Source organism: Aquimarina algiphila, from assembly GCF_007489275.1.
Taxonomy (GTDB): domain Bacteria; phylum Bacteroidota; class Bacteroidia; order Flavobacteriales; family Flavobacteriaceae; genus Aquimarina; species Aquimarina algiphila.
Map to the genome: position 1 here is coordinate 61,042 of NZ_VLNR01000024.1, position 25,506 is coordinate 86,547.

The 25,506-nt window shown below is 32.7% G+C and carries 29 protein-coding genes; 25 read left to right on the forward strand and 4 right to left on the reverse strand.

The window, feature by feature from the left end; all coding sequences use genetic code 11:
• Window position 1: 1 nt before the first annotated feature.
• Window positions 2-1,126: a glycoside hydrolase family 88 protein gene (locus tag FOF46_RS12975; protein WP_143916722.1), complete on the reverse strand. Its 1,125-nt coding sequence runs from the start codon at window positions 1,124-1,126 to the stop codon at window positions 2-4.
• A gap of 349 nt (window positions 1,127-1,475) precedes the next feature.
• On the reverse strand, window positions 1,476-2,348 hold the full coding sequence (locus tag FOF46_RS12980) for an AraC family transcriptional regulator (RefSeq protein WP_143916723.1): 873 nt from the start codon (window positions 2,346-2,348) through the stop codon (window positions 1,476-1,478).
• Window positions 2,349-2,479: 131 nt separating this feature from the next.
• Here FOF46_RS12980 and FOF46_RS12985 point away from each other — a divergent pair, with 131 nt between their 5' ends.
• The 11 genes from FOF46_RS12985 to FOF46_RS13035 all read left to right on the forward strand — a co-directional run bounded on the left by FOF46_RS12985 (window position 2,480) and on the right by FOF46_RS13035 (window position 12,415).
• Complete coding sequence (locus FOF46_RS12985; RefSeq protein ID WP_109435814.1) at window positions 2,480-3,688, forward strand: DUF4861 family protein; 1,209 nt, start codon at window positions 2,480-2,482, stop codon at window positions 3,686-3,688.
• Window positions 3,689-3,695: 7 nt separating this feature from the next.
• The gene (locus FOF46_RS12990) at window positions 3,696-4,382 is read left to right on the forward strand and encodes an RraA family protein (protein WP_143916724.1); all 687 of its coding nucleotides are present in this window, start codon (window positions 3,696-3,698) and stop codon (window positions 4,380-4,382) included.
• A gap of 430 nt (window positions 4,383-4,812) precedes the next feature.
• A complete protein-coding gene (locus tag FOF46_RS12995; RefSeq protein ID WP_143916725.1) occupies window positions 4,813-5,736 on the forward strand; it encodes a helix-turn-helix domain-containing protein in 924 nt (307 codons plus the stop codon).
• A gap of 126 nt (window positions 5,737-5,862) precedes the next feature.
• Entirely contained in the window at window positions 5,863-6,603 is a 741-nt protein-coding gene (locus tag FOF46_RS13000) for an SDR family oxidoreductase (RefSeq protein ID WP_143916726.1), read from the forward strand.
• 29 nt (window positions 6,604-6,632) lie between these two features.
• Window positions 6,633-7,097: a DUF1097 domain-containing protein gene (locus FOF46_RS13005; protein ID WP_109435818.1), complete on the forward strand. Its 465-nt coding sequence runs from the start codon at window positions 6,633-6,635 to the stop codon at window positions 7,095-7,097.
• A gap of 10 nt (window positions 7,098-7,107) precedes the next feature.
• Window positions 7,108-7,860, forward strand: a complete 753-nt coding sequence (locus tag FOF46_RS13010; protein ID WP_143916727.1) for an SDR family oxidoreductase — start codon at window positions 7,108-7,110, stop codon at window positions 7,858-7,860.
• A gap of 8 nt (window positions 7,861-7,868) precedes the next feature.
• Complete coding sequence (locus FOF46_RS13015; protein ID WP_143916728.1) at window positions 7,869-8,291, forward strand: hypothetical protein; 423 nt, start codon at window positions 7,869-7,871, stop codon at window positions 8,289-8,291.
• Between the two features lie 211 nt (window positions 8,292-8,502).
• Window positions 8,503-9,336, forward strand: coding sequence for an SDR family NAD(P)-dependent oxidoreductase (locus tag FOF46_RS13020; protein WP_143916729.1), 834 nt, complete (start codon window positions 8,503-8,505; stop codon window positions 9,334-9,336).
• Window positions 9,337-9,432: 96 nt separating this feature from the next.
• A complete protein-coding gene (locus FOF46_RS13025) occupies window positions 9,433-10,344 on the forward strand; it encodes a helix-turn-helix domain-containing protein (protein ID WP_143916730.1) in 912 nt (303 codons plus the stop codon).
• A 241-nt stretch (window positions 10,345-10,585) separates the two neighbouring features.
• Window positions 10,586-11,479, forward strand: coding sequence for an NmrA family NAD(P)-binding protein (locus FOF46_RS13030; RefSeq protein ID WP_109435822.1), 894 nt, complete (start codon window positions 10,586-10,588; stop codon window positions 11,477-11,479).
• Between the two features lie 15 nt (window positions 11,480-11,494).
• Window positions 11,495-12,415 (forward strand): AraC family transcriptional regulator, encoded by a 921-nt coding sequence (locus FOF46_RS13035; RefSeq protein ID WP_143916731.1) that lies wholly within the window; start codon window positions 11,495-11,497, stop codon window positions 12,413-12,415.
• A 96-nt stretch (window positions 12,416-12,511) separates the two neighbouring features.
• On the opposite strand, the gene FOF46_RS13040 is transcribed toward FOF46_RS13035, so the two are convergent.
• Window positions 12,512-12,916: a winged helix-turn-helix transcriptional regulator gene (locus FOF46_RS13040; protein WP_143916732.1), complete on the reverse strand. Its 405-nt coding sequence runs from the start codon at window positions 12,914-12,916 to the stop codon at window positions 12,512-12,514.
• Window positions 12,917-13,035: 119 nt separating this feature from the next.
• On the opposite strand from FOF46_RS13040, the gene FOF46_RS13045 reads away from it, so the two are divergent.
• From FOF46_RS13045 to FOF46_RS13065, 6 genes are all read left to right on the forward strand, one after another.
• Complete coding sequence (locus FOF46_RS13045) at window positions 13,036-13,590, forward strand: nuclear transport factor 2 family protein (protein WP_143916733.1); 555 nt, start codon at window positions 13,036-13,038, stop codon at window positions 13,588-13,590.
• Window positions 13,591-13,594: 4 nt separating this feature from the next.
• Window positions 13,595-14,470 (forward strand): NmrA family NAD(P)-binding protein, encoded by an 876-nt coding sequence (locus FOF46_RS13050; protein WP_167571826.1) that lies wholly within the window; start codon window positions 13,595-13,597, stop codon window positions 14,468-14,470.
• Between the two features lie 390 nt (window positions 14,471-14,860).
• Window positions 14,861-16,075: a site-specific integrase gene (locus FOF46_RS13055; RefSeq protein ID WP_143916735.1), complete on the forward strand. Its 1,215-nt coding sequence runs from the start codon at window positions 14,861-14,863 to the stop codon at window positions 16,073-16,075.
• Between the two features lie 369 nt (window positions 16,076-16,444).
• Window positions 16,445-16,618 (forward strand): hypothetical protein, encoded by a 174-nt coding sequence (locus FOF46_RS31545; protein WP_167571828.1) that lies wholly within the window; start codon window positions 16,445-16,447, stop codon window positions 16,616-16,618.
• Window positions 16,590-17,393, forward strand: coding sequence for a hypothetical protein (locus FOF46_RS13060; RefSeq protein WP_143916736.1), 804 nt, complete (start codon window positions 16,590-16,592; stop codon window positions 17,391-17,393). The genes FOF46_RS31545 and FOF46_RS13060 overlap by 29 nt, the downstream gene beginning before the upstream one ends.
• Entirely contained in the window at window positions 17,393-17,629 is a 237-nt protein-coding gene (locus FOF46_RS13065; RefSeq protein WP_143916737.1) for a hypothetical protein, read from the forward strand. Before FOF46_RS13060 ends, FOF46_RS13065 begins: the two co-directional genes overlap by 1 nt.
• 3 nt (window positions 17,630-17,632) lie before the next feature.
• On the opposite strand, the gene FOF46_RS13070 is transcribed toward FOF46_RS13065, so the two are convergent.
• Entirely contained in the window at window positions 17,633-18,031 is a 399-nt protein-coding gene (locus FOF46_RS13070; protein ID WP_143916738.1) for a helix-turn-helix transcriptional regulator, read from the reverse strand.
• 155 nt (window positions 18,032-18,186) lie between these two features.
• On the opposite strand from FOF46_RS13070, the gene FOF46_RS13075 reads away from it, so the two are divergent.
• The 8 genes from FOF46_RS13075 (at window position 18,187) to FOF46_RS13105 (ending at window position 25,398) form a co-directional block, all read left to right on the forward strand.
• The gene (locus tag FOF46_RS13075; protein WP_143916739.1) at window positions 18,187-18,375 is read left to right on the forward strand and encodes a hypothetical protein; all 189 of its coding nucleotides are present in this window, start codon (window positions 18,187-18,189) and stop codon (window positions 18,373-18,375) included.
• Window positions 18,376-18,392: 17 nt separating this feature from the next.
• Window positions 18,393-18,998 (forward strand): hypothetical protein, encoded by a 606-nt coding sequence (locus tag FOF46_RS13080; RefSeq protein WP_143916740.1) that lies wholly within the window; start codon window positions 18,393-18,395, stop codon window positions 18,996-18,998.
• Window positions 18,988-19,149 carry a hypothetical protein gene (locus tag FOF46_RS31550; protein ID WP_167571829.1) on the forward strand — a complete coding sequence of 54 codons (162 nt, stop codon included), beginning with the start codon at window positions 18,988-18,990 and terminating at the stop codon, window positions 19,147-19,149. Before FOF46_RS13080 ends, FOF46_RS31550 begins: the two co-directional genes overlap by 11 nt.
• A 435-nt stretch (window positions 19,150-19,584) precedes the next feature.
• Window positions 19,585-20,967: a T9SS type A sorting domain-containing protein gene (locus tag FOF46_RS13085; RefSeq protein ID WP_143916741.1), complete on the forward strand. Its 1,383-nt coding sequence runs from the start codon at window positions 19,585-19,587 to the stop codon at window positions 20,965-20,967.
• 19 nt (window positions 20,968-20,986) lie between these two features.
• The gene (locus FOF46_RS13090) at window positions 20,987-23,620 is read left to right on the forward strand and encodes a Tox-REase-5 domain-containing protein (RefSeq protein WP_143916742.1); all 2,634 of its coding nucleotides are present in this window, start codon (window positions 20,987-20,989) and stop codon (window positions 23,618-23,620) included.
• Between the two features lie 12 nt (window positions 23,621-23,632).
• Window positions 23,633-24,148, forward strand: coding sequence for a hypothetical protein (locus FOF46_RS13095; protein ID WP_143916743.1), 516 nt, complete (start codon window positions 23,633-23,635; stop codon window positions 24,146-24,148).
• A gap of 45 nt (window positions 24,149-24,193) precedes the next feature.
• A complete protein-coding gene (locus FOF46_RS13100) occupies window positions 24,194-24,493 on the forward strand; it encodes a hypothetical protein (RefSeq protein ID WP_143916744.1) in 300 nt (99 codons plus the stop codon).
• A 455-nt stretch (window positions 24,494-24,948) separates the two neighbouring features.
• A complete protein-coding gene (locus FOF46_RS13105; protein ID WP_143916745.1) occupies window positions 24,949-25,398 on the forward strand; it encodes a hypothetical protein in 450 nt (149 codons plus the stop codon).
• The last annotated feature ends 108 nt before the right edge of the window (window positions 25,399-25,506 follow it).

Genomic DNA, 25,506 nt, shown 5'->3' on the forward strand with positions numbered 1-25,506 from the left:
CTTATTTTCCTTTAAGGTTCATTTTATACATTTCACTAGCTGCTAATAAGAACGTTCCCGTAACATATTCGTGAGAATCGTCTTTAGAAAGATTTACGGGTTGGTCTCCTACCAATTGTCCCCATTGTACTTTTCCTTCTTTACTAATTTCATCAGTCACAGATTTCCATGCTTTTTTAACTATAGGTAAGTACTCTTCTTTATTTAAAATTCCATTATTTATACCATAAGCAAGTCCATAGATAAAGAAGCTGGTTCCACTTGTTTCTTTAAAAGGTGCATGATCTGGATTTGCTAAGTTTGGATACCAAAACCCTTCTTTAGCTTGACATTCTTTTAAAGCTGCTGCCATACTTTTAAGTACGGATTCATAGCGCTTATAATTACCGTGCTCCATTGGTAAATACTCTAAAATTCTTGCAATACCAGCCATAGCCCAACCATTCCCTCTCGACCATACTATTTTTTTGCCATTTTTGTTTGAAGGAAAAAAGCGTTTATCTCTATAAAACAGATTAGTATCTGTATTGTATAATTTACCATAAACATCCCAAAACATAGCATCCATCCAGTCAGAATATTTTTGATCTCCAGTAACATTATACAGCATCGCTAAGGTCGGTGGCCCTGTAAATAAAGCATCTACATATCGTGTGCCATTTTCATAATACCATTGATGCGGGTTCCCTTTTGGATTTCTAAGATTTGGATTATCTAAATGGTCAATAACTCCTCTGATCTTACTCTTTTCTGGTTTTGCCATATAAGACTGAATCATAGATTGTCCTACAGTTAATAAATTAGCTCCACTTGCAGGGTGCACTGGAGGTAGTGTGGGTACTTTCCATTTTAAAGATGTACATAATTTATCTGTTTGCTCTAAATAGGTTTTATCTTCTGTTGCAAAATAACACGCCATTACCCCAGCATAATACGTTCCTCGTATCCAATTATCATCATACTCTTTCCAAGGGTGATTTAATTGATACGTATTTACTCTATCTATAAGCTCCTTAATTTGAGGTCGCTCATAAATAGATTGTGCCATAAGGTTAGATGCTACGAAAAGAATCACGAAGAATATCGCAAATGTTTTAGTAGTAAAATTTAGCATTCCTTTTTTCATTATGGTTTATTTATTATTTGACAATTATGATGCTATAGTATTCTTAATTAGATTCTTTAATTTATTACAGGAATCATTTTACTCCAGAATTACATCAAGAAAGAATAGTACAAACTTAGGGTTAGCGTGTTCTTAGTAGTATATAGATTTTGATATGTTATATATTAATATTATCATTTTACATCTGCTCACTCATTATTTTGATAATATTCATGTATTTCTTAGGGAGAGATTTCTAAAATATATTCTGGGCAGAAGGTAAATACCGAAAAGTCAACATGCTTTATTATAATTTACTTTTACGAGCTGCTACTAGTCAAATCCTAATACTTTTATGCCTTAAACCAATTTAGTAGTTTACGATCATATTAGATTTACGATATTGATTTGGAGTTACTCCTTTGGCTCTTTTAAAAATTTGAGAAAAAGCTGAAGGATTATTAAACCCTGATTCATAGCATATCTGCATAATGGTAACATTACTTTCTAAAAGCATTTTACATGCAAATTCAACCCTTACTTCATATAAAAATTCACTATAACTCTTTTTGACTGCATTTTTGAAATAACGACAAAAGGCACTTTTTGATAAATTCGCAACATTAGAAATTTCATCAAGAGAGATATTCTTTGTAAAATTCAGCATAGTATGCTGAATAATCTTATTCATTCGGTCTTTTTCCTTGGGGTTGGAAGATTTATGCAAATCAAAGTTCGATAATACCTCAACTTCTTCGGATTTAGAAATTAAACTCAAAATTTGGATCAAAGATGCCATTTGCTCCAAAGAGGATTGATCGAGCATTTTGTGTAAAATATTACTAATAATTTCATTTGTTTTTCCTTCAATATGAAGTCCTCCTGAAGCTTTCTCAAACACTCTATTAATAGGATACACATCAGGTATTCTTAAAAAATCTTTTCCTGCAAAATCAGGATAAAATTTTAGCACAATAGCCTTAGTCAATAAATCCGTGTCTTTTTCATAAAATTGTTGATCACTTTTCCATACATGAGTAAGTTCTTCTCCTACCAAAACCATATCCCCTTTTTGATATGATTTAATACTACTTCCTACATATCTTGTCCCGTAACCTTCAATAATATAAGCTAATTCTTTATGATAGTGTAATGGATTCAAAAAAAATGGTAATTCAAAATAGGATACTGAAATCCCAAAATTAGAAGTACGGTCTGAGGAAAGAAATTTAGGCTTAGGCATTATATAAATTTTACCAAAAAAGATAAAAATAAATTATTAAATGCAAATATTCATAAAATACTGGTTAATATCTATCTATTATTGTCAATATCATTTTCTTTTCTTTGATCCTTAAAATCAATGAATTTTTTATGAAACATCATTTTTTAATACTCTTTATAGTATACTATTTTGTTCCATCTCTACTAATCTCTTGTGAAGCAACTGACAAGTTATATACTATTACAACGGTTAACAATACTAATTTAAAAAGAGAGAAAGAAACTATAGAAATTCAATTAAAAGATGTACCAGAATTTTCTAAAGAAGAATATAATAATTTATCAATTTTTGACACTAAAAACAATCTAGTTGTATCACAACTTGTTGATATAGATCAAGATTCAATACAAGATTATATTATTTTTCAAACTGATTTTAATCCTAATGAAACTAAAAAGTTTACACTTGTATATCAAAAAGAAACTCAACTAAATAATAAAGTTGATGTACATACTTTTTGCAGAATAGTTCCAGAAAGAATAGATGATTTTGCCTGGGAAAACGATAAAGTAGCATTTAGAACCTATGGACCAAAATGCCAACAATTATTTGAAGAAGGAAAACCAGGGGGATTAATTTCTAGCGGAATTGATTGTTGGACAAAAAGAGTAGACTATCCAATTATCAATAAATGGTACAAGGATTATTTAAATGGAAAATCGTATCATAAAGATCATGGAGAAGGTTATGATGCATACCATGTAGGAACTACCAGGGGTTGTGGTGGTGTCGCTCTCATTCATAACAACACCTATCTATTGACTAAAAACTTTACAAATTGGAAAATATTAGCAAATGGCCCAATTCGAAGTATTTTTGAATTAGAGTACGCCACTATAAAAGTTGGAAATTCTGAGGTAAGTGAAAAAAAAAGAATTTCTCTTGATTTAGGAACTCATCTATATCATTGCCAAATATCTTATACTTCTAAACGACAGCTCAGCAAAGCTGGTATTGGCTTGGCACTACATCAAGGTAAAGGAAAAACAACAATGAACAAAGCAGAAGGCTGGGTTTCTTATTGGGAACCTATGGAAGATTCGTACATTGGCACAGCCATATTGATCAATCCAAAATCAATAACTGATATAGCTATTAACGATACTTTATCTAAAGATGAAAGTTTTAATAATCTTTGGGTCAATACCAAGATTCAAAAGAATCACTTCAGCTACTGGGCTGGCTTTGGATGGAAGAAAAGTGGTGATTTTAATACTTCTAGAGACTGGGAAAACTATCTTAAAAAAGAAGCTTCTAAAAAAAATACCCCTATAGCAATTACACTCACGAAAAAATAAATTTTATATGTGGAAATCAGATGATGAACTTTTTAGTATCGCCAAGAATGAACTTTTTACAGCCTTAGTTGGTGATATTTTAGATCAATTAGGGTATCAACATCAATTCTTAGACCCTGCCATCAAACCAGTTAAAAATGATATGGTGGTAATTGGCAGAGCAATGCCTGTATTAGAAGCTGATGTATTTGAAGAAACCTCCAAAGAAACGAATAATCCACTTATGAAAAAGCCTTTTGGTCTTATGTTTGAAGCTTTGGATAGTTTAAAAAAGAATGAAGTCTACATCTGTACAGGATCATCATTTTCATACGCTTTATGGGGTGGATTGATGAGTACCAGGGCCATAAAATTAAATGCAGCAGGAGCTGTACTACATGGTTATTCTCGAGATACAAATGAAGTGGAAAAATTAAATTTTCCAACCTTTTCTATTGGGACTTATGCTCAAGATCAAGGACCTCGAGGAAAAGTAATAGATTATAATATACCTATTGAGATAAACCATATAAGAATTAATCCTGGGGACATTGTATATGGGGATCGAGATGGCGTACTTATTATCCCCAAGGTAGTTGAAAAAAAAGCTTTTGAAGGAGCTATAGAAAAAGCAAGAGGAGAGCAACTTGTAAAAAAGGCTTTAGAAAATGGAATGAGTACTGTTGATGCTTTTAATAAATTTGGAATTATGTAGTTTATTTTTTCAACTACTCAAACTCTAAAACATAGCATATTTATGTTTGCCTCATAGAATTTTTTAATCCTTAAAACAAAAACCTTCCAAATCAAATGATTAAAAAGGTTTCTAAAAATACTTGAGGTAGGAATCCAATCTACACTACCGAAGTCACTAGATTTATTTCAGTATAATAATCATGTACATGAACTTATACAACCCAATAAAAGCCTTTTAATAAGAGTATTAAAAAGCAACAACAAACGTGGATCATATAAGAATAAGGTATTGTAAAAGGAAAATAATACCGTAAAGTAATCATTTAATAAGAATTTCTATCCTATTTTAGTCGAACACCAACATCATTTAATCATTAACCACGATTTTTTAAATTTGTTAATAAATACTATGCCGGTATAGTATAGCATTCAAAGGTAAAATCTAGGAAATGAAAAACGAAAATCCTCAAGCAAAGTCACTATATGAATTATATCTTCACTTGGGATTATCTGTGGATTTAATTCAACCTTCTGAAGGTTTTGCTATTCTTAATTTGAAAGACATCAATTTTAAACTTCCATATCAATCACCATCATTCCGTCCAGATTATTTTTCATTTCTTTTTGTAAAAAACGGTCAAGGAAAGTATACCATAGATGAACACTCTTTTGGCGTACAACAGCATTCTATTTACTTTACCAATCCGAGTAATTACCGAACATTCAGTTGGGAAAAAATTGAAGAAATTTATCTTATAACTTTTGATGAAACATTTCTAAAACAATATATCAACAAAGACATCTTCTCTGAATTTCCATTTTTATTAACTGAAACGATCAGTCCTAAAATTGTAAGTGATGAATTTTATAGTGAAGTAGAGCGTGTTTATCTAAATATTCACAACGAATACACCAACCAATCTACTGATAAATACAGAATTGTCGGACATTTATTGGCAGTGATGCTTTATAAAATCAAAGCTTATTTTTGGAAGGATTACAACCCTATTTATGAAGGAAACAGAAGTTCGCAAATTGTTAAATCCTTCAAACGATTACTTGAAAAGCACTACCGCGATTTAATTATGGGAAAAACAGAAACTGTTTTCAGGGTTCAGGATTATGCTTCAGCACAAAATCTACATCCTAACTATTTAAGTAATATTATTAAAACTAAGACAGGAAAAACTGTTACTACCTGGATTGCAGACAAATCTATTTCCGAAGCCAAATCACTATTGCAAAATTCATCCATGTCTATCAAAGAAATAACCTATAGACTAGGGTTCTCTGAAACTGCCCATTTTAGCAATTTTTTTAAAAAACACACCAAAACATCCCCTGCCCAATATCGAAAAGAGCATTCTATTTAATGAGTTAGTTCTTTATTCTTCTTTTCATTTTCTATTTAAATTTTACAACTAATGCTGTATTCTATGCAACAAACAAAGCGTGGTACCTAAATACCTTTGTTCTATTAAACTTAAAAAGATATATAAATGAAAAATTTAAGCAACAAAGTAGCCCTTATAACGGGTGCATCACGTGGTATTGGTGCAGAGGTAGCACTACATTTGGCCGACGCCGGAGCAAAAGTAATTGTTAATTATTCGGGCAGTAAAGAAGCAGCTTCAGCGATTGTACAACAAATCAAAACAAATGGCGGAGATGCCATCGCTATACAAGCTGATGTAAGTAACTCGCAAGATGTAAAAAATCTTTTCGATAATGCCATTGCCCATTACGGAAAAATTGATGTTTTGGTCAATAACGCAGGTATTATGATCAATACGTTTATTAAAGATACCACCGACGAGGATTTTGCAAAACAAATGGATGTAAATGTAACAGGAGTATTTAATACACTTCGTGAAGCTGCTACGAAATTAGCAGAGAATGGAAGTGTTATCAACTTTTCTACTTCGGTCAACAGAATCATGTTACCCACTTATGGACCTTATGTAGCTACCAAAGCAGCAGTTGAACAATTAACTCGCGTGTTTGCAAAAGAAGTAGGAAATAGAGGTATCAATGTAAATTCAATTTCTCCCGGACCTACAAACACCGAGTTGTTCACAAAAGGAAAACCAGAAGCAGTAATCAATAGATTAGCCTCTTTATCAGCATTCAATCGTATTGGAGAACCTGGAGATATTGCAAAAATTGTAACCTTCCTGGCAAGTGATGAAGCCAAGTGGATTTCTGCTCAGAATATAGGTGCCAACGGAGCAATGGCTTAACTACTTTAATCATTTAATTATTACATATTATGAAAACATTTTTAACCGCCCTCGTTATGGGGCTATGCGGAGCATTGGCAGTATTTATCTCATTTTCTATGGGATGGACTACTTGGGTCATGTTTCTTGCCTGGGTAAGTTATTACCTCTTTGGAAAATCGATTAAAATATATACTCCCAGTTTCTTACAGATTATTTTGGGAATAGTAATGGGAGTTCTTATACAGTCTTTAGCAAGTTTACTTTCGCCTGTACTAGGTGTATTGGGATTTCCATTAATCGTTTTTGTCCTTATTGGTTCTTTGGCATATATATCAAAAATTAAAGAGTTAAATAACATTCCTGCTTGGTTTCTGGGTTTGATCATCTTTTTTGGGGTACACCCAGAACTACAAATAATTCCAGTATTGCGCTTACTTGTTCCTACAGTTGCAGGGGTAGTTTTTGCATTGATTAATGACGCAGGACTTAAATACATAAACAAGAAATTTTAAACCACAAAAAATGAATTCATTACAAAATAAAACAGCCTTAATAACAGGGTCCGCAAGAGGTTTGGGAAAAGCCATAGCAGAAAGATATGCTGCTCTTGGCGCCAATATTGCCATAAATTTTTCAAAAGACAACATATCAGCCGAAGAGACATTATCAAATATTGAAGCTATGGGGGTTAAAGCCATAGCTATACAAGCTGATGTCAGTAAAGTAACTGACATTGAAAGACTATTTAATGAAACCAAAAAAGCCTTTGGGAAAATCGATATTGTGGTGGCTAATGCCGGGATAGAAATGGTAGAAACACCAGTAACGCAATTTACAGAAGAACAATTTGATAGATTGTTTAATATCAATACCAAAGGTGCTTATTTTACCATGCAGCAAGCGGCTAAAAACATCGAAGATAACGGACGTATTATTTACATCGCTTCCAGCACCACGGTATATCCCATACCAGGAATGGCTGTATATGGAGGAAGCAAAACTACACCACGCTATCTAGTGGATGTTCTTTCAAAAGAAATAGGGAATCGAGGGGTTACTGTAAATTCTATCATTCCGTTTGCAGTAGATCATTCTGGAATATTTGTTGATCCTAATGCTTATCCAGAATTAAGAAAATCACTAATAGAAAGCTGTCCCATGGGAAGATTGGCAGAAGTTGAGGATGTAGCAAATCTAGCAGAATTTTTTGCCAGTGATCTATCATCATTTGTAAATGGACAACATTTACTTGTTAATGGAGGAGCTAATCAATAAGTATCACAATGAAAAAAACAACTTATTTAATTAGTTTATTAATGTTCATATCCTTTTTCAATACATGTGGACAAATAGGAAACCACGAACATAAAGAAGTAGAATCTATGAATCTAAATAGTATTAAAAACAATATTGTCAAACAGGCATTTGAAGCATGGCAACAAGGAGATTCAAAGCTTTGGTTCTCATTTTTTACTAATGATGCACAGCTGTACGATGATGGGAAACTACGCGATTTTAATAATTTTTCAACTAATGCAATAGGAGAAGAATGGTTTACTAGTCTCGACAAAGTCGAAAATGAAGGTTTGTCTATTTACAGAAAAATTCATACCAAGAAGTGGGGTGATTTTAAAACATATTTTAAATTTTACATTAACGACAAGGAGAAAATTTATCGATTAGAAATTGGACAAGCTGATTACTAAATAGCAATATGAATTTATTATTAATTATCTAAATCCTATTCTAGCACATACTTGTCTATGAAGTTTCAATAGTATTTGTTTAAAGACTTAAATACTAAATTTGGTTTAAACCCAACTTCCTCACTTTGGCTACATTCTCCATCAATTAGGCTACAACAAGGCAAATGTAATTATTGACCTTTGTATTGTTCTAATATTAAAATTTAAAATTATGGAATATCAAAAAGACAACAAAGTTTGGTTCATTACCGGCTCTTCTCGGGGGTTTGGACGTATTTGGACGGAAGCCGCACTTGAGCGAGGGGATAAAGTCGTAGCAACTGCCCGCAGATTGGAGAGTATATCTGATCTACAGGAAACCTACGGCGAAAATGTGCTTACCCTAGCGCTTGATGTGACAAAGACGGATCAGGTAAAGGCTGTACTCGACCAAGCCTACAATCATTTCGGCAGACTAGATGTCATTATGAATAATGCTGGCTATTCACTTGTCGGTACTATCGAGGAAGCTGGTTTAGATGATGTACGGGCACTCTATGAAACGAATTTATTTGGCACCTTATCTGTTATCCAGGCCGCTCTACCACTACTACGTAAACAAGGTAGTGGTCACATATTAGGAGTATCAAGTAGTCTTGGGCTTGAGTCAATGCCGGTAATCGGATATTATTGTTCCACAAAATGGGCATATGAGGCAATTCATGAAAGCCTGGCAGCAGAGGTCGAGTCCTTTGGTATTAAAGTAACACTCATAGAACCTGGTGCCTATGCGACAGAGTTCGGTAGTCAAGAGTCATTGAAGATGGCCAGTGGACTTGACATCTACTCAGGTTTTAAAGAGCAATTTGTGCAAGGTCTGCGAAATTTGGAAAGAGGAAACCCCAACGCCACTCCCGAAGCTATTTTTAAAGTAGTAGATGCTAAACAGCCACCACTACGAATTTTTCTGGGTAACCAATCATTGCCTTCAGTTCGTAAAGCTTACAATGACCGCCTGGCAACATGGGAAGCTTGGAAAGAAGTGTCCGATGCCGTACAAGGTTGATCAAGATAATGACCATTGAAACAAAATACAGTAATATTGTAACTTTAACGATAGCCGATATTTAGTATCTTATCGGTTGTCGTTTAGCTCCTAAAAATGAAAAAAGAAGAGAACATACCTCGAAAATTTAATTCATTATCCGATTTTCATCATGCTTTTGGTCTACCAAAGCCAGCGCATCCTTTGATAAGTTTTATAAATATTGAAGATATTTCAATCTCTACCGAGGAATCATTTGATTTCTTTATATTAAACTTTTACAAGATCGCTTACAAAACGACACTTTGTGGACAAGCAAGATACGGACAAAGCTATTATGACTTTGGTGAAGGTGGTTTGATTTTTACCGCTCCAAATCAAGTATTCGAAAGTCCCAAAAGTTCGGCTTCGGGTTATATCTTTTTTATCCACCCGGATTTTTTACTGAACTACTCTCTAGCTAAAAAAATCAAGCAATATGGCTTTTTTTCATACGCTACAAATGAGGCATTACATCTCTCTGCTCATGAAAAAGAAACCGTCATGTCAATCTTTAAAATCATCGACGATGAATTGAAGAGCAGAATAGATGATTTTAGTCACGATGTAGTTATTTCTCAAATAGAATTATTGCTGAACTACAGCAATCGATTTTACAACAGACAGTTCATTATACATAAAGCTGTTTACAAAGATTTATTATTGCAGCTAGAGGAGCTTTTAGACGATTATTTCAAAGATTCAAAACCATTAAATGAAGGTTTACCGTCTGTTCATTATTTAGCTGGTCAAGTCAATGTATCCCCAAGCTATTTAAGTGACATGTTACGTTCACTGACGGGACAAAATGCTCAGCAGCATATTCATCATAAATTGATAGAAAAAGCCAAAGAAGAATTGTCCACAACAAGTCTATCTGTGAGTGAAATTGCTTATGCTTTGGGTTTTGAACATCCGCAATCATTCAGTAAGTTTTTTAAAACAAAAACTAAACTCACTCCACTGGAATTTAGGCAATCGTTTAACTGAAGAAAAATAATTAGAAAAATTTAAAAATTCGGGTTGTGTTCAACAGAATGGTTCGTGCAACTTTTTCGCCCTACCGTTCAAACCATAGCTAAACCTTTGGTAGCAAGGTTAACGTGTCCACAGCACAAATAGCTTGTCCTTTTTCAAAGACCTTCCACTCTGACTACAACAATAATCGTTTTGGCTACATCTCTTGCTTAATACCATCGCAGCTTTGTATAAACAAAAAAAAAAGAAAAAAATGAATATAGTTTTAACAGGCTCATTGGGTAACATCAGCAAACCTCTTGCAAAAGAACTAATTGCAAAAGGACATACGGTTACGTTAATAAGTAGTAACCCTGAAAGAGCAAAAGTAATTGAAGAGATTGGAGCGATTCCAGCTATTGGCACTATGGAAGATGTAGATTTTTTAACAGAATCATTTGCAGAAGCAGATGCTGTGTATTGTATGATTCCGCCAGGAGACTACTTTGATCAAGATTTCAATCAAATAGAATTTTACAAACAAGTTGGTAATAACTATGCTGAAGCTATTTTAAAATCAAACGTAAAAAAGGTTGTACATCTGAGTAGTATAGGCGGTAATATGAATAAAAATAATGGTCAGCTTATTGCACATACCAATGTAGAAAATATCTTTAAGTCCTTACCAGAAGAAGTTAAAATTACGACGCTAAGACCTACATCTTTCTACTATAATTTATTTGGATTTATTCCTACAATAAAATCTCAAGGAATTATAGCTTCTAACTATGGTGAAGATGATAAGTGTCCTTGGGTATCACCTTCTGATATTGCCGAAGTTATTGCTGAGGAATTAGAAGGTTCATTCTCAGAAAGAAAAGTGCGTTATATAGTAAGTGAAGAGTTAACTTGTAATGAAATAGCAAAAACGTTGGGTGAGGCAATTGGAAAACCAGACTTAAAATGGATTTTGATTTCTGATAGGGATATGTTAAATGGAGCTTTATCAATTGGGCTTAACCCTAAAATAGCAGAAGGATTAACAGAAATGAACAAAAGTATTCGTAATGGCAAACTATTGGAAGATTATTACAGTAGTAAGCCAAAATTTAGAAAAGTAAAACTAAAAGAGTTTGCCAAAGAGTTTGCAAAGGTATATAACCAATAATTGGTACATTTAGATATGGCAAATAAAAAACCATATAGAATTAAAACAATTAGTGAGTTTCATAAATTCAGAGGTTTACCAGCTCCCGAGCATCCTTTGATCAGTGTGATAGATTACGCTTCGATAAGGCATTCGGATGAAAGCAATTCAATGAGTTGGCTACTTGATTTTTATGTTATTTCTTTAAAAAAATCTTCTCACACTAAGTTTAGATATGGATATCAGCAATGCGATTTTGATGAAGGCTCACTGTTTTTTATGGCACCAAATCAGGTATTTCGCGTGGAGGTTGACAAAAACCATACGCCGGTGAACTCAGGATGGATATTACTAATTCATCCTGATTTTATTTGGGGTACAACATTGATAAAAACAATCAAGCAATTCGTTTTTTTTGATTATACCGTAAACGAAGCGCTGTTTCTGTCCTCCAAGGAAGAGTCTATACTAAATGGCATTATTCAAAACATTCAGCAAGAGTATCAAGCAAATATTGATAAATTCGGCAAACAAATCATTAGCACTCACATTGAAAATTTGCTCAGCTATTCTGAAAGGTTTTACAATCGTCAATTCATAACAAGGGAAAAGGTCAATCATCAAATTTTAGAACGTTTGGAGAAACTATTGACAGATTACTTTAACAGTGATGATTTGGTAATAAAAGGCTTACCATCTGTTCAAGATGTTTCAGAAGAATTGAATGTTTCACAAAGTTACTTAGGCAGCCTACTTAGAGTCCTAACAGGTCAAAACACTCAGCAACATATTCACGAAAAACTGATTGAAAAAGCCAAAGAAAAATTATCTACAACAAACCTTACAATTAGCGAAATTGCTTATGAATTAGGCTTTGAACACTCACAATCATTCAGCAAACTTTTCAAATCCAAAACACAGTTCTCTCCTTTGGAATTCCGACAATCATTTAACTGAAAACAAAATTACCAACAAAAGGTCTTGTTGCCAATATTGTTTTTAATAAGACAATCTAAACCATTACTACCATACAAACTGTTATAGTTAAACAACTCATTTTTTTCCTTTGGTTTTTTTGTAAATAGCACGAAGTCTATCCTCCCAATCTACTGACCAATCGTAGAAACTGGACAATGGTTCAACAAGACTCTTTCCAAATTCTGTTAATGTATATTCTACACGAGGTGGTACCTCTGGGTATACCTTTCGAGAAATCATTCCATATTTCAATAGTGTTTTTAGTGTCTGCGATAACATCTTAGGAGAAATACCAATGACCTGTTTTTGTAGATCGCTATTTCGTTTTGTACCCTGCATCAAAGTAGTTAAGATTAAGAGCGTCCATTTATCGGCTATCAACGCGAAAGATACCTGTATAATACAGTTTTCATCAAAAACGGTTCTAGCGTTCAAAGATTCCAAGTATGAAATTTTTTTAATTTTTTTTTCAGCTTCCATTACTATTGTTTATTTATTTACTACCTAAAAGTAAGTTATGTACTATTTAGTACCCTCTTGCGTGATACAAGTATAGCTCATAAATTTGTATAATAATTAGAAATTTAAACAAAAATAAGATGAAAACAAAAACATTAAACCAAATACTAACAATCCTAATTGCTGTATTTCTAACAAATATGTATTCGGGTCAAGCCCAAAAAAAGCAGACCGAAACAAATAGTGAGGAAATAACAATAAATGAAAAAAATCAAGGGAAAATAGTTCAGGATTTATTAGAAGCCTTCAATCTAGGTGCAGAGAATGTACTCGAGCTTTTTGATGAAGGAGCCATTATTGAATATCCATATGCTTATTCATTAGGTACACCTTCCTCTTTGAATAAAACACAGTATGGTGATTATTTAAAAGGTGCTCTCTCGAACATGCCGGATATAGCATTCTCACAAGTGAAAAGTTATATAACAGAAAACCATATCGTATGGGCAGAATTTCATGGAGAGGTAATTATTCCATCGACGAAACAATTATACAAACAAGACTATGTCGCCCGTATAATTCTCAAAAAAGGAAAGATCATTCATTATAAAGAGTACTGGAATCCTATGGCGGTATCAGCTATGGGGGATCATAAAGAAGTTAATAAAATGTTTAATGATAAATCAAAACAATAAAATTATGAAAATAGTAATAGGAGCAGCCGCAGGTAACGTAGGTAGCCGTATCGCAAAAAAAGTAGCGTCAGCAAATCATTCAGTGGTATTATTAGGAAATAAGCTAGACTCTTTACAAAATTTGAACATCCCAAACTCATCTTCACATGAAGTGGATATGAGTTATATAGAACAGGTAGTTGCTCATACAAAAGGAGCAGATGCATTTTTCTGGCTTGTGCCACCAGCACTTGGAGTATCAAGTCTAAAAGAGTGGTATGATGATATCATTTCTTCTGGAGTAGCTGCCATTAAAGAACATAATATTCCTCGTGTAGTAGCCCTTTCTTCTCTTGGTGCTGGAGCTGCCGATAACCTAGGTACTGTAACTTATGTAGGAAACTTGGAAAGAGCTTTTAAAGAAGTAGCATCGAATGTAGTTTTCTTAAGACCTGGATATTTTATGGAAAACTTCTTGTTGCAAAAGAATGACATCCTTAAAAATGGTTATTTTTCATTTCCATATGCCACAGATCATGACATTCCTTTTGTAAGTGCAGACGATATTGGAGATATAGCTGCAGAATATCTTATGGATACCCGTTGGGCAGGTCAATGGAGCAGGAATATTATGGGGCCGAGCAATATTACTCTTAAAGAAGCGGCAGATATTTTCTCAGCAGAGTTACAACAAGAGATTGTATATAAGCAGGTGACTTATAATGATGTAAAAAATCAATTTGCACAATTTGGTGCTAATGATACTGTTCAAAAAGAATTGGTCGACCTCTATATGGCTCTGGGAGATCCCAACGGTGCCTATGCGACTCCTAGAACATTCGAAGGGAATACACCAACAACTCTTGAATATGTAATCCGAAATAAGTTTATTTCAAAATAATAAATATAGAGTAGATGCTTCTAAAAACATCTTAAACAAAGTTATTCATACTATAAAAAATTTGTAGCAAAGAACTATGGTAAAATCTATCTTTTTTAAAGATATCAAAATATATGATTATTGTATCAGGACATAAAAAAGGCTTAGATTTTCATCTAAGCCTTTTTTGTACTCGAGGTGGGAATCGAACCCACACGACCGAAGTCACTGGATTTTGAATCCAGCGATTATATAACATTAACACATTTTAAAACCCTTTAATTCCCATAAACACTAAGCAAATATTGATACTTATGTTTGTTAGCATTAATTTAAATGATACAAAAATCTCAATTTGTTTAACCCATGTTTACCCTAATTTGTTTATATTAGAGTTAAAATAATAATCTTATGTCATCCGTTAAAGTAATTCTTTACAAAAGCAAAAAAAAAGCAGATGGTAAACATCCGATAGCCTTAAGAGTTATAAAAGATCGCAAACCGAGTTATTTTTATTTAGAGTGGATCGATGAAAGATATTGGGATCCTAAAAAATTAAAAGTTAAAAACTCCTATCATAGTGCACCTAGATTAAACAATCTTATCCTCAAAAAAATTACCGCAGCAGACGACTTGATTCTTCGCTTTGAAGCAGAAAATGAAACCTACACTTCATCTCGAATTACTAATGCATTAAAAGGGAATTCGACAACTAGCCTACTCTTCGAATATACTCAGGAGTATTTTGAAAGTTTATATAAACTAGAAAAATATAGTAGAGCCATTACTGATGAAGGCAGAATAAAACAATTCAAAGAATTTCTTGGTAATAGAAATATTTCATTTGAAGAAATTACGATAGCTCTTTTAAATAAATTTAAAGTATACTTGGCTACAAAACAAAAAGTATCTGAAAGATCAATTATGAATAGCTTAGTAGTAATTAGAACTATTTTTAACAGAGCTATAAATGATGGGATTGTAGAACAAAAATATTATCCGTTCGGAAAAAACAAAATACATATTAAATTCCCTCAGACTATAAAAATTGGCTTAGATGAAAAAGAGATGATAGCTATTGAAGAACTTGACCTAAAAAAAGGCTCTACTATTTGGCATTCAAGAAATATATTTCTCTTCTCTTTTTATCTTGCTGGCATGAGAGTTTCGGACGTTTTAAGAGTGAAATGGAACGACATTAAAGGCGATAGATTATACTATCAAATGGAGAAAAACAAAAAAGTAGATTCTTTAAAACTCCCAAATAAAGTAATTGAAATTTTAGGGTTTTATACCAATAACAAAAAAGATCCTGACGATTATATTTTTCCTGAACTCAAAAAAGCTAAAAAGAATGACTCAAAAGATCAGTATAGAAAAACAAAAACCGCAATAAAGAAATTCAATAACTATTTAGAAGAAATTGCTAAAAAAGCAGAAATCGACAAAAAAGTAACTATGCATATCGCCAGACATTCTTTTGGAAATATTGCTGGAGATAAGATCTCTCCTTATATGTTACAAAAACTGTACAGACATTCAAATTTAAGCACCACGATAGGTTATCAAGCTAACTTCATGCATAAAGATACTGATCAGGCATTAGATAGTGTTTTAAATTTTTAAGAGGAACCTTATTTCACCTCATAATTTGACGTTTTCCTATCCTTCAACGACAAGCTTTTTTTCCATTAATTTTTTGGGTATTGTGTAAATTACCACAAAAATCAAAAAACCTAATTTGGTAAACCAATAACAAATTTCCCTGCTTCAAGAGGTTTTAAGGTTTTTTGTAAGCTATAGTTTTAGTGATAAACAAAAGCTTAAAATATTGTGGTAAAACCGTAATTACAATTGCATTATATGTAGTAATTTTAACGTTAAAATATTATTTAATAAGCCAAACTTGAATTTGAGGTAAATTATTAGAAAAATAAAATAGTAGACTTTCTTGAAATAATATCTTTACGATATAACATCAAAAAACTTAAAGTCATGAAAACTATTTTTTATTCATTAGTATTAATTTTTGTTTCATCTACTTTCATTGGTTGTGAAGCCAATTCCATAGAAAATGAAACTTTAGAATTAGAAAAATCAGATACTTCAACTTTCGAACTGGTTGCTATAGATAAAGAAGATGCAGAAACCATCGGAACACGAGATTAACAAAAAAAATAACCTTCTTCGGAATGGGAAAATAAGTATGATTACGCTATTGATAACTGGTGTTTTCACCATTGCGTTTATCGCTGTTTTTTTTCCTAAAAAAAGTCCAGCTTTAATATCAGCTGAGCAATCTTATATCGAAGTAGATGATGCCCGTATAATTGCAGATGATAATCTAAAAATATGTTTGAAAGAATTTCATCAAGGACTTATTTCCAAGGCTTATTTACATTCTGAATTAACTGATCAAATTCCTCTGGTTCTCACTCTTGAAACAGAATCAGAGGTTTTAAAAAAAAACTACAAGACTATAGCTAAAGCCGATAAGGTGTTTGGATTTCGTAGTTCAAAAATATTTCTAGGTCATTTGGGCATGCCTGTAGTATCTTCTTTCATGGGGTTATTTTTACTCTTATTGTTTTTTAAAGAGGAAGACTTTTTCTGGAGAAAAGTAATTCTGGCTTTTGGACTCACTGCTCTTCTTACAGGCCTTTTTTATGTGATCTGGGTCTTTTACCCCAAACCTGATATTCCCGAATCAATTTATATCCTGATGCTTTTCGGTATGGACATCGGTGCAAGCTGCATCTCTTATATAATTGGCAGATACATTTATAACCTATCTCGAATAGATTTAAAATTAAAAATCCACCATTTAATGCACCTCATTATGGGAGATATACGCCAGAAGTATATTAACAAACTGTCCAAAGAAGATCGCACAAAGTACTTGAGTGATTATATAGGAGAAATTAAAAACTTATCACAGAAGTAATGAAAAGTTCAAAGGGGAAAGATATACTAAAAAGAGATCGGGAAGGATTAGCTTTTGTTAGTAGAAGCCTAGCCAAGGAACTTGAAAAAGAAATGGAGGAATGCCTTGCACAACAGGAAAAAGAAATCACCAATTTGAAAACTATGCTTTATGAACATGCCAAACAAAAATTCAACTCTTCCTCCGAGTTTCAATTATATGTATTCAAAAATTTGGAAGTAAAACCTAGCTTTTAATAGTTATTTATCATACCCCTTAACAAGTTTCAACACTCTAAATGCCGCATTCTTATCGATAATATTTGAAAATACTTTGTGGCGCATTAAAGCATCTTCATGTTGTGCACAAAACAGAGCTAACTCTTCCAGATTGGCGAAGTGTAGATTTTCATAAGTGCGCTTGTCATTGATAGCTTTCATTTTTTCAGCGTCTAGGAACATATCCCCAATATCTTTAATCAACCACAAAGGATTGATTTCGTCAAAAGCTTCAATAATCCCCTGGATGATTTTATCTCCTGCATTGCGCTTATCATTAAGCACATCACTTATTGTTTGTGAAGAAACCTTGACTTTCAGAGCAAGCTCTTTCTGATTTAAGCCATAGTAATCCATGATTTCTTTAATCTTTTCCTTCATATATAGGAGAATTATATAAATAAATACAATTTTAGCTTACTAATAAGCAATAATTTTATTATATTTGGGTATACATACAAAGATATTAAAGAAAATAGTTATTTAATGCAAACTGGTTGTGGAAATTTCCACAATGCGCACTAAACTTAGTACAATTGAGACCAAAAGGCAGGAAAAAAATAGAGCTTTGGCTGATTGAGAATAAGCATATTTTAAATATTACTGGATTAGAAAAAGTGTGTGAAATTCAAAAAGGCCGAATTCAAAAGTTCATCACTCACGGTGGTAAATTAAACGACAAGGAAGTTCAGGCGATTGAGCTTCGAATCAAGTGTCTTTGTTAACTGGTAAAACGAGAACAATGAAAAAAGAATCCCTTTCTCAACAGGAGTACATTGTAAGTTTACTTAGAGAGCTACAATTAGAGGTATCCGAATTTATGCTTCAATTGTCTTATGGGAGTACTTACGAAAAAAAAATATACCAATGGATGATAACGTATTACCTACAACAAACCCCATTGGATAAAGCAGCAGCAGCGATACTGGAGCAAAGAAGAGGATTACTATTTCAATCCAATGAATTTCTATCGAACTCTATTAAAAAGAAAAAGTGTTTGGATAAGGTTATGCGCAAACTTAACTCTCAATCTAGTTATACAAGTTTACCTCTTAAAGAACAGAAGGTAATTCAAATCAAAGCTAACGCTTTTGTAGATAGTAGCTTACGAAGCGCTGACGCAATTGCAAAATTTCTATTACATACTATTGCTTTAGCCAAAGAAAATAGTTTCAATACGAAGCATAACACAAATCATGCTAAAAAAGACAGTTTTATGAAATCTATATTTTCACCCCAAGACCAGAGCAAAGTAGGCTACCCCTCTTTATTAAATTTGAGTTTATGTACAATAACCCCTTTAATTTACTTCTGTTTCCTTTTACTATTGTTCTTTTATGCTCCCTGATCAAATAAATAGTATACCTCCAGAAGTACTTTTTGATACACTTCGAGGATTAAATATCGACATTGGAGAATTCATGTATCAACTTCTGAACGATAACCCTAAAGCAATAATGATCTATGCCAAAATATATATAGAACATAATACTAGTTAAGTTTTCCCTATAACCTTAACTCAAGTTCCAAATCACATAAACCTGCTTATGCTTTTTTAATCAATAATAAATCGCACCAATCCTAAAAAGAAGAAACCTGGTATGCTCTACTATTTCTTCAAATAAGGAAATTTTAAGAAGTAATTTCAAAATAATTAAAAAAACAAAGTAACAAATCAAACATTTCTGACATTAACAGTTATATCAATTTCTCAAAATCCAACTTATGAAAATATTACTTTATTACACAATTAGAAAGACTACATAATAGTTTACAACATAGAAACTCAAAACTAAGAGATTATAGCGCTGTAATCAAGTCGTTTTGATTTCCCTGACCCAAAAGGAGCTTCTTCTTTAACAGACCTTATAATGACTTTAGGTCTGATGTTACCCCAATATTTAAATCAATACTAACTATTTAAATTTAAACAAATGAAAAAATCAGTTGTATGGGGCTTGCTATGTCTTGCCCTAACCTTTGTGCAAATCAATTATGCGCAAGATTGTGCCGATAAAGTTGAAGTCGCCAAAGACTATATGGAGATCGTAGATTCCCTTAGTCCAGAAATAAAAGAACAATTAAGACAGAATATTTTGCCCTGTATATCAGATAATAATCAGGATGCACTTTTAATCGAAGCTATTCTTATTCTCTCAAATAATCCCACAGAACAACAAGAACGAATATCATTTGCCACAATTAAACGCTCCGCAGAGAGTGGAGAAACTATAGCATACAAACAACTTGCTACTCTTTATAAACAAGGTATTGGCACTCAGGTGAATTTAAAAGAGTCAAAAAGATGGTATGACTTAGCAGCTAATGAAGGTGATTCTTTTGCTCAGTATGCGTTAGGATATTATCAAATGAAAGGTCTTGCAGGAGAACAACAAGATTATCAAGCGGCTCGAAATAGTTTTCAATCATCCACATACCCTATGGCAAATCATTGGTCTGCCATAATGGATTATTTTGGGTATGGAACAACAGCCGATCCAACTAAAGCATTAGAAACATTAGACGCTAATGGTATTAAAAACAGTGAGATATTAGCGGCTTTTCTTCGAGCAGAACAAGGTAATCCAGAACCAACCATTTCAACCCAAGAATTAAATCTTATCAACTCTTTTGATGATGCTATCGAAACCATAACATTTGATGATATCAATAAGAGATTCGAAGCCAAAATTGTGGAACTGGATTGGAAAGAAGAAAAGGTTAAACGAGTTGAAGATGTAAAATTTAGCTTTAGTGCCGCTAGTAGTGGTTTAGCGTATGATATAGAAATAGCAGGAACTATTCTACAAGGCAATGCAACCTATGGGGCAGAAAATACCATGACGTTAGAAGGGGTAAGTTTTCCCATAAAAAGATTATATAAAGACTCCGATAATGATAACGTTACCTATATTGTTAAAGATATTAAATTTGATTTAATACCTATTGGAGATATAACATATGTAGTTGGAAAAATCAATGCAGATATTGTAGATTTTAAAGAATCTTCACCTCCTCTATTTGTGATTTTAAAACCTTTACCACCACTCCCTCCAGACGTAAATTTTCATATTTCTCCTAATCCATCGAAAAGAAATACTTTTTTATATTATACTCTTGACAAAGCTTATGAAACCTATTTTGAAATATTCGATTTTGCAGGACTCCTTAGATATTCCTCTCCAAAAGTAATGAAACCAGAAGGGAGTCAAACAGTGTATCTAGACTCAAGAGGATTAGGGCTTAGAACAGGAATTTATTTTGTCATTTTGCATACAAATGAACATCAACATCAAGCTTCTTTAATAATAAAATAAACCAACCTAAATATAAAACATGAAATCTATATATAAAATATTGATCATAGGTGTGGTATGCCTATTATCTACAAAGGTTTTTGCTCAGTTTGAAGTAACATCAGACCCTTCAAATAAACAAGTACAGGGTAAATCAGGTTCAATTGCAGCCTGTAGCTGCGCAGAAGGTATCGAAGGAGATTGGACACGTTTTCAAAGTATTTTAGCACAACAAGCGGCACGGGAAAGAGACAAATGGTTAGCCGACCAACAAGTGATCCAAAAAAATGAAATAGAAAGACGTTTAAGAAAATCATTCCCTTCTTTTCCAGAAGCTCAAAAAGAATATTTTAAAGAAACTTCTTATAGAGAAATCTCAAAAAATATTTTAGATGGTGTAAAAAGAGAATTTGCAAATGCATCTATTGATAATAAAGGTAAAGTAGAACAGAAAAGAATAGAAATAAACACCTTACAATACAGAGGTCAAGTATCAGATGCTTTGGCTGCCTATACCTTTGGGGATTTAAAAAGCGGTGGAAAACCTATAAAGGATTATTTTTCCGTTACTGGACGTATAAATGAAATTGCAAGTGAATTAAACAATAGTTTAAAACCTGCAGCAAATGATGCATCAAAAATTAAAAACGGATTACTTAAGGTAGAACAAAGAGATTTGCTTCTTGATAGAATGGTTGAATTAGCAATAGCTAGATTTAATTCTTACAACGTAGAGGATAAGGTAAAAGTTATGACAAAATACCTGATTAGTGCCAATGCTAATATCGGTGACTATGGTTTGTTATATACTTCTCCTCCATTTATTTACAATCCAGAAGAACATAATCCCCGACAAATTGCAATTGATCAAGCAAGAACTTTAGGCACATCAGATGCTTTACCCGATCCTACAGAGACAGGTGATCAAGCTGTAGGCCTTCATGCTATTGCTTCTATTAGTAACACAGCTTATAATTATACTATAGGAAAAACCGATTTACGACAAGAACTCGGTAGGTATTTTAATCATAATAGATATAATGCTCAATCTGTGACTATGATGCAAAGGGTTATGAATCCTTATTTGAGTAATAATAATATAAGTGCGTTTAGCTCAGAACTTACATCTAATATGGTTCCCCCAACCCTGCAATCAAGTTCAAATAGAGAATTAGCATTGTCATGGAGAGCAGACGGATTACTAGAAAGTGTAAACCATCCTTTTGATGGAGTAGGTAATGTAATGGCCGAATTATACACAAATGAAGAAAGAACCTTTCCCAGAGAAGGCAATTCAATACGACAAATGTTTAATGCTAATGGTCTAAGTGTTCCCAGTACTATATCAGACTATGATTTAGGAAGGGTTTTCGATTTTAACAAAACTCCGTATGGAGGAAAACCTGGTCCAAACTTCTATTATAATGTTGAAATTATATTTAAGCCTACTATTGGTAGAATTCTTTGGAGTCAAGGAGTAAGAATGGATAATATTTATTCTGATCCGATTAATATGCAAGCAGCGGTAGCTGCATCAAGAGGAGAAAGTTTTGACATCCAATTTTTTAAAGCAATTTCAAATGTTTCAGATAGGTTAAACTTAAATAGCACACAAAGAAATTGGTTAGGACAAATTGAGAATAGAGACACGGCAATAGAATTAGATACATTTATTAATAAATCTCTTGAAGGAAATTCTTTACCAACTGAAGCTTTGGAAATAGGTCTTGAATTATTCAATTATATAAATGGAGTTAACACTACTCCTTTGGGAATTCAGTTTTTTCATGATGCTTTATTTGCCTATAATAACAATAGAAATCTTGATTTTTCACCATACCTTAATCAAAATCTCCTCATAATTGGGTATGGAGCAACCGTAAATTGTCCAAACCCTCCATGCGACATTACTCCTAATATTGATACTTTATGGGAATTTGGTCCTAAAATTTTCAGAGATGCAGCTGACGCAATTGGCTCTGCTGTATTAAGGCTAACAGAATATCAATTTTCAGACAACATTGAAGGAGCATTTGTTCGTGCTGTTTTTATTGATCAAGGGTTAGATCCTACAGGAATAACAAATAGAGATTTAGGGGAGATATTTAGTATTAGAAGAAATGATTTATCTTTTGAAATAAGATATGATACTAGTATTGCTCAGGATATGCTAGATACTAGTATGGGACTATTCGATATTGTTGCTCTTTTAGCACCAAGTAGAGGTGGTGGGGCGTTTTTAGCTGCTAGAGGTGGCGGAGTTATAACGAAACAAGTTTTAAAACAATATTTAGCAACAATAGCTAAAGGGTCGTGGAAAGTGGTAAATGAATCCATGAGTGAAGCCGCTAAGAGATATCAAGAGTTTATTAGTGGAAGAAAATGGAATGAAAGTTTTATATTAGACGATATCAAATTTGATGCTTTAAAAAATGGTGTTTTAGGAGATGCTAAATCAGGATTACGTAACTTTGTAGACCCAAATACAGGACAGTTTAAACCCTTTTTTCAAGGTGCTCAATCCTTAATAGATCAAGCTAAAAGACAAACAAGAGCAGCACAAGGAAATCCAATAGAATGGCATTTTCAGTATGAAGAGGTTCGAAAAGCAACAGAGCTTCTGTTTAACGGTATAGACGATATAAAAATAATTTTATTACATACACCGAATTAAATATATAACATTATGAGTGATACGTATATTTCAATAGTTCCAACTAAAATCGAAAAAGGTAAAGCGGCTATGTTAGCTGAAAAATTCAAGTCTAAATTAATCACTGACAAAATTATTTCTAAAGATTGTACTCCAAGTGAAAATGTTGCTTCTATTTTAGTAAACAATGATGATAAGTTTAAAAGTTTAGAAAATAATAAATTAGAAATTGTTACTAATAGGAAAGTTTTTGAAAATGGAGGAAATGGTCTAGTTGAAATAACTTGTTCAAAATGTGATTTTGATATAATAGAAAGTAATTGGATGGATGCTGTTGAGGAATGGTATTATGATTCAGGAAAAGATGATTTTAGATGTCCGAACTGTTCAAACCAAACATCAATAACCGAATACCTTTTTAATCCTCAATGGGGTTTTAGTGAACTAGGATTTACTTTTTGGAATTGGCCTGAATTTACTGAAAAATTTGTATCTGAAATAGAAAATTTGTTAGGAAGTAAAGTCGGGATTGTATATGGACGAATATAACAATAAGCCAAGTCTAGTAAAAGACTTGGCTTAAAATTAAAGAAAATGGAAACACAAGACAAGGCATTGCTATTTGGAATTTTATCATTCGGAACTTTATTTCTTTTTGCTGTGATAAGTTCTTTTAAAGCTCAAAACGATTTATTTATATTGATAGGAGGTGTTTTTCTAATCATTGGTATAACACTTAGTGGCTTTAGTATTATTCTAAGTGTAAAATCGATTAGAAATGGACATAAAATAAAAGGATGGATTTCAATGTTGTTTAGTTCTATACTTCCTCTTTTTATTATTGCAGTAATTGGAGTATTATTATTTGATATGTATAAATTAATTATACGATAATGATTTTAAAGAAAATGGATAGATCTATCGTTTTTTGTTCCGTTTATTATCAAAGATTGATCCTGTTGCTTGTGATTCGGTAATGCTGTATAAATTTATACAGCATTACCGAATCATCTATTTTCAGAAATCAGTTCATTTACTTCTCTTTGCTACCCAGCCACTACTCTACAAGCATCAGTCACTAATTTGAATTGGTAAACAAAAATATTCCTAGTAGTTTTAAAAGTAGAAAAACACAAACAACGATTTATCTCTTAGAACCATTTGTATATTTCACGCAACCATTTTGAAACCACAACATCTATATAACACTGATATTACATAAGTTAACTCGTTTTTACCTCAAATCGAGTGTGAATTAAAGGTTGGTTTTATGAAGTAATCCTATACTGTAAGTTTTAGTCGGGAGATAGCATCTTCTACGAAAAGATTAACCTAATTCTTTTATTGCTATGAAGTATCTTTCAATTTACTACCAGCTATTTAATCAAGACCTTAACGAATTAAATACAGGTTTTATTCCTAAAAGAAAATACCTGACCTTTTTAAAACAACAACACCCTTACCTTTTTACCAAGTATTCGGTACAAATCAACCAGAAAGATAAAGACCTGTTTTCACTGATTCGATTTGTAGAGACCCCTTTTTACGATCAGGAATACCTAACTACTAAAAATGGATTTGCCATTATCTCGCCTAAAGAGGTTTCTCAAGATGTATTTGCCTTTGTTCTCAAGACTTTAGAACTAAAGTCTAGTGAAATTTCAGAATTACACGTTAAAGAAGAGGGTAACATTTTTCATTTTGAAATTATTATCGCGCGGTGTTTTGCTAAATTATCCGAAATTGAATTGTGTTTTTATTACTATTCGGTACTTATGTGGAAATTCTTGCCAAACTGACCCACCTATTCCTATTATATTGACCCAGTAAATCCTATTTAAACTGACCCACCTATTCTTGTTTAAATTGACCCACCCCCAAAAGTGTGTGTATTAAATAACTTGTAT

What these genes read in the sequence shown, in the direction of transcription:
- FOF46_RS13010 (WP_143916727.1), top strand. Translation starts at nt 7,108, where the DNA reads ATGAATTCATTACAAAATAAAACAGCCTTAATAACAGGGTCCGCAAGA.
- FOF46_RS13100 (WP_143916744.1), top strand. Translation starts at nt 24,194, where the DNA reads ATGGAAACACAAGACAAGGCATTGCTATTTGGAATTTTATCATTCGGA.
- FOF46_RS13015 (WP_143916728.1), top strand. Translation starts at nt 7,869, where the DNA reads ATGAAAAAAACAACTTATTTAATTAGTTTATTAATGTTCATATCCTTT.
- FOF46_RS13055 (WP_143916735.1), top strand. Translation starts at nt 14,861, where the DNA reads ATGTCATCCGTTAAAGTAATTCTTTACAAAAGCAAAAAAAAAGCAGAT.
- FOF46_RS13095 (WP_143916743.1), top strand. Translation starts at nt 23,633, where the DNA reads ATGAGTGATACGTATATTTCAATAGTTCCAACTAAAATCGAAAAAGGT.
- FOF46_RS13050 (WP_167571826.1), top strand. Translation starts at nt 13,595, where the DNA reads ATGAAAATAGTAATAGGAGCAGCCGCAGGTAACGTAGGTAGCCGTATC.
- FOF46_RS31545 (WP_167571828.1), top strand. Translation starts at nt 16,445, where the DNA reads ATGAAAACTATTTTTTATTCATTAGTATTAATTTTTGTTTCATCTACT.
- FOF46_RS13085 (WP_143916741.1), top strand. Translation starts at nt 19,585, where the DNA reads ATGAAAAAATCAGTTGTATGGGGCTTGCTATGTCTTGCCCTAACCTTT.
- FOF46_RS13000 (WP_143916726.1), top strand. Translation starts at nt 5,863, where the DNA reads ATGAAAAATTTAAGCAACAAAGTAGCCCTTATAACGGGTGCATCACGT.
- FOF46_RS12975 (WP_143916722.1), bottom strand. Translation starts at nt 1,126, where the DNA reads ATGAAAAAAGGAATGCTAAATTTTACTACTAAAACATTTGCGATATTC.
- FOF46_RS31550 (WP_167571829.1), top strand. Translation starts at nt 18,988, where the DNA reads ATGCTCCCTGATCAAATAAATAGTATACCTCCAGAAGTACTTTTTGAT.
- FOF46_RS12980 (WP_143916723.1), bottom strand. Translation starts at nt 2,348, where the DNA reads ATGCCTAAGCCTAAATTTCTTTCCTCAGACCGTACTTCTAATTTTGGG.
- FOF46_RS13070 (WP_143916738.1), bottom strand. Translation starts at nt 18,031, where the DNA reads ATGAAGGAAAAGATTAAAGAAATCATGGATTACTATGGCTTAAATCAG.
- FOF46_RS12985 (WP_109435814.1), top strand. Translation starts at nt 2,480, where the DNA reads ATGAAACATCATTTTTTAATACTCTTTATAGTATACTATTTTGTTCCA.
- FOF46_RS13105 (WP_143916745.1), top strand. Translation starts at nt 24,949, where the DNA reads ATGAAGTATCTTTCAATTTACTACCAGCTATTTAATCAAGACCTTAAC.
- FOF46_RS13060 (WP_143916736.1), top strand. Translation starts at nt 16,590, where the DNA reads ATGCAGAAACCATCGGAACACGAGATTAACAAAAAAAATAACCTTCTT.
- FOF46_RS13005 (WP_109435818.1), top strand. Translation starts at nt 6,633, where the DNA reads ATGAAAACATTTTTAACCGCCCTCGTTATGGGGCTATGCGGAGCATTG.
- FOF46_RS13020 (WP_143916729.1), top strand. Translation starts at nt 8,503, where the DNA reads ATGGAATATCAAAAAGACAACAAAGTTTGGTTCATTACCGGCTCTTCT.
- FOF46_RS13040 (WP_143916732.1), bottom strand. Translation starts at nt 12,916, where the DNA reads ATGGAAGCTGAAAAAAAAATTAAAAAAATTTCATACTTGGAATCTTTG.
- FOF46_RS13065 (WP_143916737.1), top strand. Translation starts at nt 17,393, where the DNA reads ATGAAAAGTTCAAAGGGGAAAGATATACTAAAAAGAGATCGGGAAGGA.
- FOF46_RS13080 (WP_143916740.1), top strand. Translation starts at nt 18,393, where the DNA reads ATGAAAAAAGAATCCCTTTCTCAACAGGAGTACATTGTAAGTTTACTT.
- FOF46_RS13030 (WP_109435822.1), top strand. Translation starts at nt 10,586, where the DNA reads ATGAATATAGTTTTAACAGGCTCATTGGGTAACATCAGCAAACCTCTT.
- FOF46_RS13035 (WP_143916731.1), top strand. Translation starts at nt 11,495, where the DNA reads ATGGCAAATAAAAAACCATATAGAATTAAAACAATTAGTGAGTTTCAT.
- FOF46_RS13025 (WP_143916730.1), top strand. Translation starts at nt 9,433, where the DNA reads ATGAAAAAAGAAGAGAACATACCTCGAAAATTTAATTCATTATCCGAT.
- FOF46_RS13090 (WP_143916742.1), top strand. Translation starts at nt 20,987, where the DNA reads ATGAAATCTATATATAAAATATTGATCATAGGTGTGGTATGCCTATTA.
- FOF46_RS13045 (WP_143916733.1), top strand. Translation starts at nt 13,036, where the DNA reads ATGAAAACAAAAACATTAAACCAAATACTAACAATCCTAATTGCTGTA.
- FOF46_RS12990 (WP_143916724.1), top strand. Translation starts at nt 3,696, where the DNA reads ATGTGGAAATCAGATGATGAACTTTTTAGTATCGCCAAGAATGAACTT.
- FOF46_RS12995 (WP_143916725.1), top strand. Translation starts at nt 4,813, where the DNA reads ATGAAAAACGAAAATCCTCAAGCAAAGTCACTATATGAATTATATCTT.